We start from the raw sequence: 12,578 nt of genomic DNA on the forward strand, positions 1-12,578 counted from the left end.
ATCAGGAGGCAATTCAATTGATTGAAGTATATATCGATGGAGCAAGTGCGGGAAACCCGGGTCCCAGCGGTGCAGGCATATTTATAAAAAATAATGGCCAGGTTGAACGCTTTTCCATCGCATTGGGCTGCATGGAAAATCACGAAGCAGAATACCGTGCATTTATTCATGCACTGAAATTATGCATTGATAAGGGGTATAAAACTGTTTCGTTTCGAACGGATTCACAGCTTGTTAACCGTGCTGTTGAAAAAGAATTTGTAAAAAATAAAAAGTTTGCCCCACTGCTTGAAGAAGCTTTGGAGCTTACAGGAAAATTTGATTTATTTTTTATGAAGTGGGTTCCCAGCTCTGAAAACAAGGCAGCGGATGAATTAGCAAGAGCTGCCATTCACAAAAACAAAGTGAAAGGTCAGGAAGATCATGAATAGATCAGTAATATTTGCAGATGTAAGCCTTTTGCTGGTTGCCTTTGTGTGGGGAACCACCTTTGTGCTAGTACAAAACGCCATTGCTTTTCTTGAGCCATTCTCTTTTAATGGTGTCCGTTTTTTCCTGGCCGCTTTAATTCTGGGCGGATGGCTTGTTATTTTTGAAAGAAAACAGATAAAGAAAATGGATAGAAAGCTTTTAATATCCGGAGTTATTATGGGCTTGTTTTTATTTATTGGCTATGCCTTTCAAACGATCGGCCTCCTGCACACAACTTCTTCAAAAGCCGGCTTTATTACGGGGTTAAGTGTAGTAATGGTTCCAGTCTTTTCTTTAATGCTGCTAAAAATCAAGCCGGGATTCAATGCCATTATCGGAGTTTCAATCGCGACGGCCGGACTATATTTTCTAACCATGACCGATAATGCCCCGCTGAATATTGGTGATGCCTATGTATTAATCTGTGCTGTCGGTTTTGCCCTCCATATTATCTTTACAGGTAAATACAGCAGCAAATACCCTGCCCTGCTATTAACGGTTATCCAAGTAAGTACGGTGGCAGTATTATCAGTTATTTTCGCATTGATCACTGAAGACTGGCAGCAGGCATTGGAGACAGAAGTTTTATTTAAAGCCAATGTGGTTACTGCGCTTATTGTGACTTCACTTTTTGCTACCGCTATCGCATTCTTTGCACAGACGGCATTTCAAAAGTACACAACACCAACAAGAGTTGCCCTGATTTTCGCTATGGAGCCCGTGTTTGCAGCAGCTGCAGGATTTATGTGGGCGAATGAAAGACTTTCGTTTAGTGCCCTGGCCGGCTGTCTGCTTATTTTTGCGGGAATGATTTTTGCAGAACTGCCTGCTAAGAAAACGTTTTTAACTTTCAGAAAAAAAACGGCTTCATAATTCAAAAAAGGCGTGTTCTCGAAACAGACACGCCTTTTTAGATGATTGCTTTTTCCTTTACAAACTTTATTGCTTCCCGCCTGCTGGTAATATTCTTTGAAACCAAAGTTTCCAGCAAAGAAACGTAGAAACTTCCGTCAAATGATTTCTGTGCCTTTAATGTCAGTTCTATCGCTGCATTGGCCAGCTCGTCAGAAGCATTGGTATAATGTTTGCCAAAGTAAATGAAGCCAACTGCGTCCTCCCTGAATTGAAAACCTTTACTTTGCAAAAAATGCAAATATTCTTCAACTGTCTTCATTGTACTTACCCTCTTCCCCTGCTCCTCCTGTATTCTTAAATCTTAACTGATTTTTCGACAATTATCTACCTTTTTTCGGCATGAAGCAGGGGCGCTGTAAGCTCAAGTGAGCAGCTATTTTTTCTTTTTAGTAAGAAGGTAGCCAAGTGTTCCGGTTAATACACCCAGGAGTGCTCCGCCTAATACTTCAGCAGGCTGGTGGCCAAGCATTTCCTTCAGCTTTTTTGGACCTTCTTCCTCAAATTTTACGGTTTCATCTTTGTGAATTTTATCAACCAGCTCACCCAGACTGTTTACTTTTAGGGTAAGCTCACCTGTCTGGCGCCTGATTCCCTGTGCATCATACATTACGATCAGGCCATAAACCAGTGATAGAGCAAAATCCACCGTTGGTACACCCCGCTTTAAAGCAATAAACGTGGTTAAAGACGATACGCCTGCCGAATGGGAACTTGGCATGCCTCCTGTCTGGAAAAATAAATCCGGACGCAGTTCTCCCTTTTTCACATAGTGGATCGGAATTTTCAAACCCTGTGCCATCCCTATACTTAAAAGAGCTATATAAACTCCCTTATTCATAAAAACTCACCTCATCATTAGTGTTAAGTATGCAGACTTTTATTATTCCTCCTTCAAACGCTAAATAGATTGGATTTTATGGAGTAATTTAAACCGGATCTGAAGAAAAAATTCACCGCATCAGTTGCTAAATTGTACCCTGCCTGTACATGATTAAAACCCGAAGACTTTAACAATAATAAGCTTATCAAATGAAGAATTGCTGGCTTAGGAGGTGAATCAGATGAGTAAAAACGGACATACAAACAGAGGAAAAAAAGCACCTGGCGTAAACCCGCAAGGATACGGACAGGATGCTGAATTTGCAGAAGAGCCTAAAAGCAAGCTGGAGAATGCAGCGAAGAAGAAAAATACTAAATAATATTAGGATGGCCGCCACGTGCGGCTTTTTTCGATGTATGCATAAAAAAACTCCAGGCTAAGCCTGGAGCTTTATTTATGCATATTCCTTTTTAATATCAAGGAATCTGTGAAGGCCGCGGAATTCAATTTCAGTGAATTTCTCGAGGACCTTTTCACGGTTCATTGTGAATTGGGCGAGGTCAAGAGGGCATTCAACAGGAACGTCGCATTTTATTTCGGCCAGCTGCCTGCTCAAGTGGAGCATTTCAAGATCCTGTTCGATCTTGGCACGCTGTCCCTTTGTCAGCTGTTCCAGATTTTCTAATACGCCTTCAATATGCTCAAATTGCTGAAGCAGCTTAAGCGCTGTTTTTTCGCCAATTCCTTTTACACCCGGGTAATTATCACTCGTATCTCCCATGAAGGCTTTCAGGTCAATCATCTGCTTAGGTGTGATTCCTTTTTCTTCATAAAACGTCTCCGTTGTATGCACAAGGTAATTGCCGTAGCCTTTTTGCAGTAAAATGACAGAAATATTGTCATCCAGAAGCTGCAGCATATCCTGATCACCAGTAAGGATCAGAACTTCCGCTTCCTGGCTTGCTTTTTTTGCAATGGTTCCAATGCAATCGTCAGCTTCAAATCCTTCAAGGCCAATATTAGGTACATCGAAGGCTTCCACCACTTCTTTTACCAGATCGAATTGAGGCACAAGTTCAATCGGAGCTTCTGGACGGTTTGCTTTATAGGCATCGAACATTTCCGTTCGGAAGGTTTTGCTGCCCATATCCCAGCATACTGCCACATGTGACGGATTAAAGGAAGAAACAGCTGTTAAAAAATGTTTAACAAAACCATAAACTCCGTTTGTAGGAATTCCTTTAGAATTTATCATAAATTGACCGGACATTGCTGTTGCAAAATAAGCTCTGAACAGCAGCGCCATTCCATCAACAAGCAGCAGTGAAGGTTTATTCTCGTTCATGTCTCCGCCTCCCAATTATAATCATAACAACTATTATAACATGGGAAACTCTCCATTTCTCTTGAAAAGTTTTACAGAATCAGTCCGTTTCCCTGATCAATTCCACTCCTTGTTCTTCCAATTCATAGTAAGTCGCGATTCTCGCTTTGCGGATATTATCATTTAGCTGAAATGAATAAGCAGTTCCATCGGAAAAAGTAAAAATTAATTCATCATCTGACATAACACCCATTTTATTTATAACCGTTTGCCTTGCCTGCTGAATATCCGACCATTCATAATGCTTCTCCTGCAAACTGAGTAAGGTGTTGAAATGCACACCATTTTTATCGATATAGTGATAATAATCAAAACTTAAAATTGCCATCAAAAGCGAAATTAAAAATCCTGCTCCGACAAAAACTTTTCCAAACCACCCGAATTTTTCGGCGCTCTTCATCCAAACTCCCAATATGATAAAAACACCCACAGCTGCCAGACCAATGCTAAATGTCAAATAAGCTGATTTTGGCGCTTCGAATACCCAGGTTCCTTCAGGCCTGTAAAATTGAGCCTGAAATGGCGAAAGTAAAAATATTGGAATAAATATTGCAGATAATATAAGAATGATTCCCGTCGTGACCAATATTTGAGTTATATCGGTTTTTTGTTTTTTGGTTATGGTGTAACCCGAAGTATTCATATTTCCCCTCCAAAATTTCTAATCTATCAAACATTTTAAATTATATAATAATTTAAACAGTAAAAAAATCCCTTTTTAAAAAGGGATTTCACTATTTTTCGACAGTTTCTATTTTATTGCTGTCATAAGAGATCCAATCGCTGAAGCTTCCTGCATATAATTTAACATGTTTATAGCCGGCTTCCTTTAAAGCAAGAAAATTAGGTGCCGCCGTTACACCAGAGCCGCAATAAACAATGATGGGTTTGTTTTTATCCATACCTGCAAATCGATTTTCCTGTTCTTTGGTATCTTTAAATCTGCCATTTTTATATGCTTCAAGCCAAACTTTATTGATTGCTCCTGGAATATGGCCTGCTTTTTTATCAATTGGCTCCTCCAGCCCCAGGTATCTCTTTTCCTCTCTGGAGTCAATTAATACAGCGCTATCCTGATTACCTGCGACGCTTTTAACTTCTTCGCATGAGGCAATTATGTCAGGCTGCAGATCAATTTTAAAATCCGCGCGCTCCATGCTGGGAACTTCTTTAGTCAAAGGATAATCGCTTTCAGCCCATTCCTTATATCCGCCGTTCAATACAAACACTTTCTCATGCCCTAAATACCTGAGCAGCCACCAGAATCTTGCAGCAAAAGCCCCTTCTCCGCCGTCATAGGCAATAACTGTGGTATCTCTGCTGATCCCGGCTTTCTCAAGGACTTTTTTAAGTTGAGCTGGATCCGGAAGGGGATGCCGGCCTCCGTGTTCTCTTACCGGACCTGACAGATCTTTCTCCAGATCAAAATACACTGCATGGGGAATATGGCTATGATCATATAAGCTGCGCCCTTCATCTGGCGATCCAAGTTTAAAACGGCAGTCGGCAATTCGGATATTGGAGTCATCCAGTTTGGATAATACCCATTCCTTTTCTGCTAGATACTTCATTTAAGGTTCTCCCCTTTTCTCTTTTCCATCAGGTGTATTATATGTTCCTTTGGTGTCCAGCAATTAAATTGATAGTCAGGCTTTGTCTCATAGCCCAGCCTGCTGCAAAAATAAAACATTCCGTCTTTACGTTTTTCAGGCTGGAAGTTTATGCAGGTTGCACATGCATGAAAAGAATTCTTCTCCATTTGTCTCCCTTTTCTTCTCAGAAATGATATTAAATCTTCAGCAGTTCCCAAAGCCATTCATTCAATCCGGATACCTTGCCTTTTTCTTTAGGCATTGAGTCAGCTGCTGCATAGAGCAGTTCCCTTTCTGACTCCAGTTTCTCCGCCATTTGCATTGCTAAATGATTCTCGATAATCCTCCCGCTTTGTTTTGCATGAACCAGGGTCTGATAAAAGCGGGTGATCTCATCCTCGGCCTTTATGCAAAAGAGACCTGTATACAAAAAATCCCCTTTTACATTACTTTGCTTAAGCAGCTGCCTTGATATGAGGCACGCCCTTACTGCCTGAATCAGCAGCTTTTGTTTCTTAAACGTAAGATTCTCATTTTTTACCGCTTCACCGAGATTCCGTGAAAAAGCCTGAGTGTAATGATGGAATAACTTAAATCTTGAAAACTCTTCTTCCGCAATACTCCTCAGTCTTTCTGAAAAGCCGTTCATTTCCTTGTAGACAATAGGTGAGTATGCCCATTCAAATATACTGGGATTGGATTTCTGCATAAGGTCAAATGCTTTAAAGATATCCCAGCCATGCGCATCATAAGGGGTATCTGTATTGATAACATCTTTTGCGCGTTCAAGGGAAAGATATGTTTTAAGATTCTTATGTTTGAAGATGAAGCGAATATCATAATCCGAATCCGCATCATCTGTCCCCCACGCCCTGCTCCCCGCGTCACATGCAAAAAGGATATCGATATTATATTTCTCTTCTGCTGTGCACAGCCATTTGTCCATGTGAAAAGCAGCAACCTTTCCAAGTTAGTTTTCGTACTGTGCAATATTCCTCTCAATTTCTTTCAGCTCTTCAATTGGGAAATCATCTTTTAAAGCAGCCGTAATTCCTTCATAATATTCGTTGTTCTGTTCAATCAGCGAATTGAGCAGCCGCTCGAATTCAGTCATCAGCTGGCTGCTGTAATGGAATTTCAGCCTGCTGCTTTCAGCCTGCAGATAACGTTCTGCAGGTTCCTGCAGGTTCTTCTCCAGTTCATCAGCTAATTGCTTGCGCTCATTTTTTTCAAAAAATGCTTTTGGATTTTTAAAGTAGGACAAAGCTTTTTTAAATTGGTTCGTGTCTTCATTGGAAAATGCTGATTCAAATTCAATACTTTCCATTTTTAAGGGCTCATATGTGCTAAAAGTCAAATCACTGTTTACATTGGAGGCTTTTTTCGAAATAGTCTCCTGCTGCTGAGCGATCAGTTTGGATATATAGGATTCAAGCCTTAATGTTGTAGCACGAAGCTCCTGGGCAAAATCAAATCCAAAGCTTGCAAGGAATTCGTCCAGTGCCAACTTAAGCATTTTCTTTAAATTCCTGCCGTCATCTTTCAGAACTGATGGATTGAAGGCCTCCTTCACAAAGTCATAGAAACGAAGAAATACCCTCTGTTTGATGTAATAGACGAGCTCATCTGTTTCCTGTTCAAGCCTTTGGGAAAGCAGTTCAGGTTTTTGTCCGCTGATAATCGCAGTAATATCCTTATGTTCTTTCTCAAGCTGTTTGAGCTTTTCAATCCGGACTTCTTTATTTTCCTGTGAGGAAGAAATATAAGACCTCAGCTGGGCTAGTAGGCGCCTCCACTCTGTTTCAGCTGATGAAATGGAAATATTCAGCAGATCCTGATTAATAAAGGAGTAAAAGCTTTTTTCAAATGAACTGATATTGGATACTTCCTCTTTGCTGCTATCCAGCTTCTCTGCCAGAGCTTGAAGGCTTGAAATGCCAGACAAATTAGGACGGCGGATTCCGTATTGCACCAGTTGTTCTTCAACGTACTGTAGAACCGAATCTTTTTCCTCCTCATTATTGGCAAGGTCAATGGCATTGACAATAAAGAACATCTTATCAAGGGAGAAGGTATCCTTAACCCTCCCCAGCTGGATAAGAAACTCTCTATCCGCTTTTGAGAAGGCATGATTATAATAAGTGACAAAAAGGATAGCATCCGAGTTTTTAATATATTCAAATGCAACGCCGGTATGCCTCGCATTAATCGAATCAGCGCCGGGTGTGTCAACCAGGGTAATTCCCTGCCTTGTCAGTTCACAGTCAAAGTAAACTTCAATCGTTTCAACAAAGCATGATTTTTCTTCATTGGCAACATAATCCCCAAACTCATCCAAGTCAGCTTTAATGATTTTCCCCAGCTTATCAGTGAAGAAATTGTACCCTTTCATAAATGCATTAAGAAATGCAAAGTGTGTCTTTTCACTCGCATCAAAATCCTGGTTTTCCCCAGTAATCTTCTTAATTGCGGCGGCAGCATCATCGAAGTTTCCTGCTGAATAATCAAACACCTTCAAGGAATGATTGATATCATTTAAAAGTGTATGTGAATCTTTAACTTTAACAAGAACGGTTCCATGTTTATATTCATCTGTAACAGGCTTAATCTTATTGATAGCAGCTGTCGTCGGATTCGGTGAAACAGGAAGAAGCTTATTCCCGATCAAAGCGTTGGCAAAGGAAGACTTCCCTGCACTAAATGCACCAAAAAGGGCAACTGTGAATTCTTTGCTCTCAAGCCTTGATGCTTTATCTGCCAAATCAGCTGCAAGCTTTCTGAAGCCAGGGAGCTCCTTTACTGCATTAGCAGTATATCGAAGCTTTTCAATAACAGGCTGTACCGCAACAGCAACCGCTTCCTTTTCAGGCTCTTCATCAAGTGACTGTTCAGATTTCCGGGTTGCCTGTTCTTTCTTAGCTTTATCTTCATTCAGGAAAACAACTTCAGCTTCATCAACTTCTTCTACTGCAAGCATCTGGGCTTTTTCCTGAAACTCATGAGTATTAAATTCACCAGTCAAATAGACTTTCATTCCCGCTGATGCCTTATTAATTTTTTCATGGATGGCCTTTAGCGCATTTAATGCTTCAGCGTAAGCATTAAGGGTGTGAATTTCATTGACCAGCGCTGTTTGTTCCTGGCTGTTATTTTCTTCGAGTGCTTCTAGAAGTGCATTCTTTAAAGAAGCTGCGTTCTTTTTGGCAATTCTCTTTACAGCCTCAGCTGTGTCGTTTGTATATTGCAGAACATAGTCACCTGAAACCATTGCCCCGGATTTTACCGTTTCAGCTAAAACAGCTGGTTCAAAGTTAAGCTTGAAGCTCTGAACTTGTGCAAGTTTTTCAGAATCATGGATATTATGCTTCTTGAACTGCTGTAAAAACAGCTCCTTTATATGCCACTCCAGCTGAGATTTAACGTTTTCTGATAAATCCTCATAGAAGCGGTCAAGCCTCAATGACCTTTCCTGCTCCGTTTTCTGTTTGCTGAAAAACAGGCCAATCTTAAAGGAAGGCTGGCACGATTCAAGATATGATTCAGCCAGTTCCCTCGTTTGGAAAGGCATTAAATAAGCATTTTTCAAAATCTCATCTAATTTACCGGTTACCTCTATATCAGCTTCATGTAAGGAAGAATTCAGCTTATTTAACTGGTTCTCCAGGTCTTCCAGTCTGCCGGGAAGCTGCTCCCTGTCATCCTGATCAAGTTCTGCCAGTTTTTCTTCCCAGTCAGCTTTTTCAGCTGCATGAGAGTCTCTTAAAAACTCAAGATGATCCTCTGTTAATTTCTTCAAAGAATTAAATACAGACTGAGGCAAAAGTTCTTCACGATCAGCGATGCTGCTGTTAATAAAGCTCTGAAGTTCCTTAAAATCGTTTGCCTGATGGTTCTCGTCTTTTAACGTGGTGTAAAAAATCCGGGCAGGCTTTACTCCCCAGGATGCAAATGAATCCTTTACACTTTTTTTGAATTGCTCAAAGCTGAGTTCTTCATCGCGATGTTTATCAATTTGATTGATAACAAGATAAACATCTTTTCCTGCTGCCGTCAGTTCTTTCGTAAAAAGAAAATTTAATTCCGACTGGACATGGTTGTAATCCATTACATAAAAAATGAGGTCAGCTAAATGAAGAGCAGATTCAGTAGCAATTCTATGCGCATCATCAGTGGAATCGATTCCGGGTGTATCCATAATCACTGCCTTCTTTGGCAAGCTGGTGGCAGAATGGCTTATTTCAATGGAATGGATAGAATCGCCATCTTTGCAATAGGATTTTACCTGTCCGTAATCATATGGAGCAGGATAAAGTCTTGGCTTTCCTTCCTTAAAAATTACTTTTGCATAATCTTCCTCACCTGATTTGACTTTGACCAGGTTGGCACTGGTTGGAATCGGCGATGAAGGAAGAAGATCTTCTCCTGCCAGCCTGTTGATCATGCTTGATTTTCCGGCAGAAAAATGACCGCAAAAAGCAATGGCAAATTCCTGATTCGTTAGCTTAAGCACGAGATCCTTAGCTCTTTGGGCTGTCTCGGCATCTCCATTTCTCTGGGCAAATGTATATATAGCAGTTATTCTGTTAATTAATTCAGTTTGCTGCAATCCTGGTTGCAAAATCGTGTCGGCCATTTCCATTAATCCCCTTGTAACTTTAATTTACTTCCTATTTTAAATGATTTTTGTTTATTTTCCTATACAGGATGGATTAATCTTTGATTTTTCTAATTTTTATCAGCAAATCAGTTTCTGCTGTTATTCTATGTTCTATTTTCAAATTACTGCTTATAAATTGTTTGTCTTTCAATTTGGCCCGTTGATTTCCGCTGCAGACACTCGCTTTCCGTGGGGCGGGCGCTGAGCCTCCTCAACGCTACGCGTCTCCGGGGTCTCACCTGTCCCGCTGCTCTCACTGGACGTTGAATAAGCTTCCCTGAAAAAACACCGCACGAAGAAAATGCGATAGCATTTTCGAGGATCTCGCGCCTTCCGCTCCAATCAACTCAGTGCATTAATGTATTTAACTTCTAAAAACCTAATTAAATAGACGATATGAAAACAAAAACCAGGCATTGATAGCCTGGTTTCAATAAGTAGTAATTATCTTGTATGTGGTCTAGCTACGTTATTTAAAACATGTTTCATAACAAGTGAGTAGGCAGCAATTGTGCCGGCAACGAAAAGAATTGTCATATGTAGCAGCACCTTCCTGTTGGAATGATATTGAGAATAATTTTCAAATTCAATTAGAAGTTTATCACGAACGATAATCATTTTCAATAGGGAATTTAAAATTGTCAAACTTTTTTAATATCTTCATTAAGGTCAGGCCGTAATCGTAAAAAGGCTTCTTCGTATTCTGTCAATTCCTTCAGTGCTTTTTCCTCCGCCGGTATTCTGACAGATAACACTATTATGTTTAGCAGAGTAAATACAGCAGCCGTTAAATAAGCCTGAAACATTAAAGGAATCACGAGAAATTCAGCAGCTACAATGGCATAGTTGGGATGCTTTATAAACCGGTATGGCCCTCTTCTGACTACCTCAGCTCCCGGCAGGACAATGATTTTCGTATTCCAGTATTTGCCCAAGGAAAACAGCGCCCATACCCTTCCCGCCTGGGTAAGGAAGAACAGAATCAGCAATATGGGCCAAAAAGGCGACAGATTCTTTTCAAAGATGAATACTTCCAGCAAATAGCAGACAAAAAATGAAGCGTGAACAGCAACGATCCACGGATAGTGCCTCTGGCCAAATTCCAATGCTCCACGCTCTTTCATCCACTTTTCATTACTCCGGGCTACAGCAAGCTCTGCAGCCCTTTGCAAAATGATGAAGGTAATAAAAATTAAGAACAGCATGTATTCACTCCCATTCCAGCAGCAATAATTCCGAGCTGAATCCCGGTCCGAGTGCAGTTGCCAGCCCGGTATCTCCCTGTCTGCCTATCTCCATAAACCTTTTGAGTACGTAAAGAATAGTTGCAGATGACATATTACCGAATTCCCTTAATACATCAAGTGAAATCTCTGTCATACCAGGGTCAAATTGCAGCGCTTTCTGATAAGCATCAATGACTTTTTTTCCGCCGGGATGGGCAACAAAGTGGTTTATCTCTTCCATTTCTATGCCTTTTCCCCTTAGAAATTCCGTTACATTAGGCTTTAGCCATCCCTCTATTATGGATGGGATGTCCTTTGAGAACACCACATATAGACCCTCATTCTTAACTTCCCAGCCCATTACATCCAGAGAATTTCGCTTGGTTGTCGATTGGGTTCCCCGAATTCCTGGAATGGATGACAGCTTTTGAAAATCCCTTTGTACCTTATCACCTGTTATAAGAGCACATGCTGCACCGTCAGCAAAAAGAGAGGTCCCGATAAGATTGCTTTTTGACCGGTCATTGCGCTGAAAGGTCAAACTGCATAATTCTATACTTAAAACCAGTACCTTCGCTTCAGGGAATGCCAGACAATATTCATAGGCTCTTGAAAGCCCTGAAGCACCGCCTGCACATCCGAGCCCCCATATCGGAATTCGTTTCGTATACTCAGAAAATGGAAGCTTATTCATGATTCTTGCTTCAATACTCGGAGTGGCAATCCCTGAACTTGAGATAGTAAAGATGGCATCTATCTCATCGCACGGAAGACTTCTGGTCAGGAAAAGATCATTTTCCAGGCAGCGCTTTATGGCCCTTGTTCCCAGTTCAATAGACTGCTCAATATATGCATTGTTTCGTTCTTCAAATGATTTATCTGTTTTGAACCATTCCAGTCCCTTTGCAAAGTGCCGCTTCTCAATTTGGCCGTTGTGGAAAGCTTTTAATAGCCGTTCAATATCCTTAAAGGAATCGGAAAATAAATCTCTGGCAAAATCCATTACCTGATCCTGTGTCAGAACATATTCAGGTATTGCCTCCGCTACTGATACAATTGCTGGCATAAGCGACTCTCCTTCTATTGCTTTCTGTTAATTTTTCCAAATAAAAGCAATTTATGTTTCAAAATTGGATAAAGAGCAAAAAAAAAGCTCCCCCCATTAGGAGGAAGCAATGTGTTTTGAAGGAGTTGTTGTGCATCTTTATTATAAATGAATCATTAAATGAATAGCATTACTAAATCTTTTCCAATTACTTTTTAATGCCGCACCTAACCATGAAATGCGGCCGGCGATTGACGCAGTTATTTTGATGCATCCAATCCATTATGGTTTTTATGATGCTTTTGAACTTCTATATATATTTTTTTCGTCACCAGGATACCGCAAGCAGCACAAACCTCTTCTTCATTATATAAAAGCCGGCAGTTATCACAATAATATTTCTCCATCACATTACACTCTCTTTCTTGCGAGAAACATCGCTTCGGAAATGTAAAAATACCGATAGAT

General features: G+C 40.5%; 14 protein-coding genes. 3 read left to right on the forward strand and 11 right to left on the reverse strand.

The features are described 5' to 3' along the window. The first annotated feature begins 17 nt into the window (after positions 1-17). On the forward strand, positions 18-431 hold the full coding sequence (locus tag NAF01_RS17130) for a reverse transcriptase-like protein (RefSeq protein WP_035333572.1): 414 nt from the start codon (positions 18-20) through the stop codon (positions 429-431). Next, positions 424-1,344: a DMT family transporter gene (locus tag NAF01_RS17135; RefSeq protein WP_197213795.1), complete on the forward strand. Its 921-nt coding sequence runs from the start codon at positions 424-426 to the stop codon at positions 1,342-1,344. The genes NAF01_RS17130 and NAF01_RS17135 overlap by 8 nt, the downstream gene beginning before the upstream one ends. 37 nt (positions 1,345-1,381) lie before the next feature. Here NAF01_RS17135 and NAF01_RS17140 read toward each other — a convergent pair whose 3' ends face one another. Further along, on the reverse strand, positions 1,382-1,645 hold the full coding sequence (locus NAF01_RS17140) for a DUF6123 family protein (RefSeq protein ID WP_048007866.1): 264 nt from the start codon (positions 1,643-1,645) through the stop codon (positions 1,382-1,384). Positions 1,646-1,759: 114 nt separating this feature from the next. Continuing rightward, the gene (locus NAF01_RS17145) at positions 1,760-2,224 is read right to left on the reverse strand and encodes a divergent PAP2 family protein (RefSeq protein WP_048007867.1); all 465 of its coding nucleotides are present in this window, start codon (positions 2,222-2,224) and stop codon (positions 1,760-1,762) included. 223 nt (positions 2,225-2,447) lie between these two features. Between NAF01_RS17145 and sspL the strand changes: the two genes are divergently transcribed. After that, positions 2,448-2,585 (forward strand): small, acid-soluble spore protein L, encoded by a 138-nt coding sequence (sspL, locus tag NAF01_RS17150; protein ID WP_026581140.1) that lies wholly within the window; start codon positions 2,448-2,450, stop codon positions 2,583-2,585. A gap of 75 nt (positions 2,586-2,660) precedes the next feature. Here the strand turns inward: sspL and NAF01_RS17155 are convergent, their stop codons facing one another. From NAF01_RS17155 to NAF01_RS17195, 9 genes are all read right to left on the reverse strand, one after another. Beyond that, a complete protein-coding gene (locus NAF01_RS17155; RefSeq protein ID WP_048007868.1) occupies positions 2,661-3,551 on the reverse strand; it encodes a 5'-3' exonuclease in 891 nt (296 codons plus the stop codon). 79 nt (positions 3,552-3,630) lie between these two features. Beyond that, entirely contained in the window at positions 3,631-4,233 is a 603-nt protein-coding gene (locus tag NAF01_RS17160) for an efflux RND transporter permease subunit (RefSeq protein ID WP_250800877.1), read from the reverse strand. Positions 4,234-4,324: 91 nt separating this feature from the next. After that, on the reverse strand, positions 4,325-5,161 hold the full coding sequence (locus NAF01_RS17165; RefSeq protein ID WP_048007870.1) for a sulfurtransferase: 837 nt from the start codon (positions 5,159-5,161) through the stop codon (positions 4,325-4,327). Continuing rightward, positions 5,158-5,349: a hypothetical protein gene (locus tag NAF01_RS17170; protein WP_048007884.1), complete on the reverse strand. Its 192-nt coding sequence runs from the start codon at positions 5,347-5,349 to the stop codon at positions 5,158-5,160. The genes NAF01_RS17165 and NAF01_RS17170 overlap by 4 nt, the downstream gene beginning before the upstream one ends. Before the next feature lie 29 nt (positions 5,350-5,378). Continuing rightward, the gene (locus NAF01_RS17175; RefSeq protein ID WP_163141930.1) at positions 5,379-6,128 is read right to left on the reverse strand and encodes a nucleotidyltransferase domain-containing protein; all 750 of its coding nucleotides are present in this window, start codon (positions 6,126-6,128) and stop codon (positions 5,379-5,381) included. A 24-nt stretch (positions 6,129-6,152) separates the two neighbouring features. Beyond that, positions 6,153-9,815, reverse strand: a complete 3,663-nt coding sequence (locus NAF01_RS17180) for a dynamin family protein (RefSeq protein WP_250800879.1) — start codon at positions 9,813-9,815, stop codon at positions 6,153-6,155. Positions 9,816-10,480: 665 nt separating this feature from the next. Beyond that, positions 10,481-11,044 (reverse strand): isoprenylcysteine carboxyl methyltransferase family protein, encoded by a 564-nt coding sequence (locus NAF01_RS17185; RefSeq protein ID WP_048007873.1) that lies wholly within the window; start codon positions 11,042-11,044, stop codon positions 10,481-10,483. A gap of 4 nt (positions 11,045-11,048) precedes the next feature. Further along, on the reverse strand, positions 11,049-12,131 hold the full coding sequence (locus NAF01_RS17190) for a type III polyketide synthase (protein ID WP_250800880.1): 1,083 nt from the start codon (positions 12,129-12,131) through the stop codon (positions 11,049-11,051). A gap of 239 nt (positions 12,132-12,370) precedes the next feature. Further along, the gene (locus tag NAF01_RS17195) at positions 12,371-12,517 is read right to left on the reverse strand and encodes a hypothetical protein (protein ID WP_197087559.1); all 147 of its coding nucleotides are present in this window, start codon (positions 12,515-12,517) and stop codon (positions 12,371-12,373) included. Positions 12,518-12,578 lie beyond the last annotated feature (61 nt).

Source organism: Cytobacillus firmus (assembly GCF_023657595.1).
Classification (GTDB): Bacteria; Bacillota; Bacilli; order Bacillales; family Cytobacillaceae; genus Cytobacillus; species Cytobacillus firmus_B.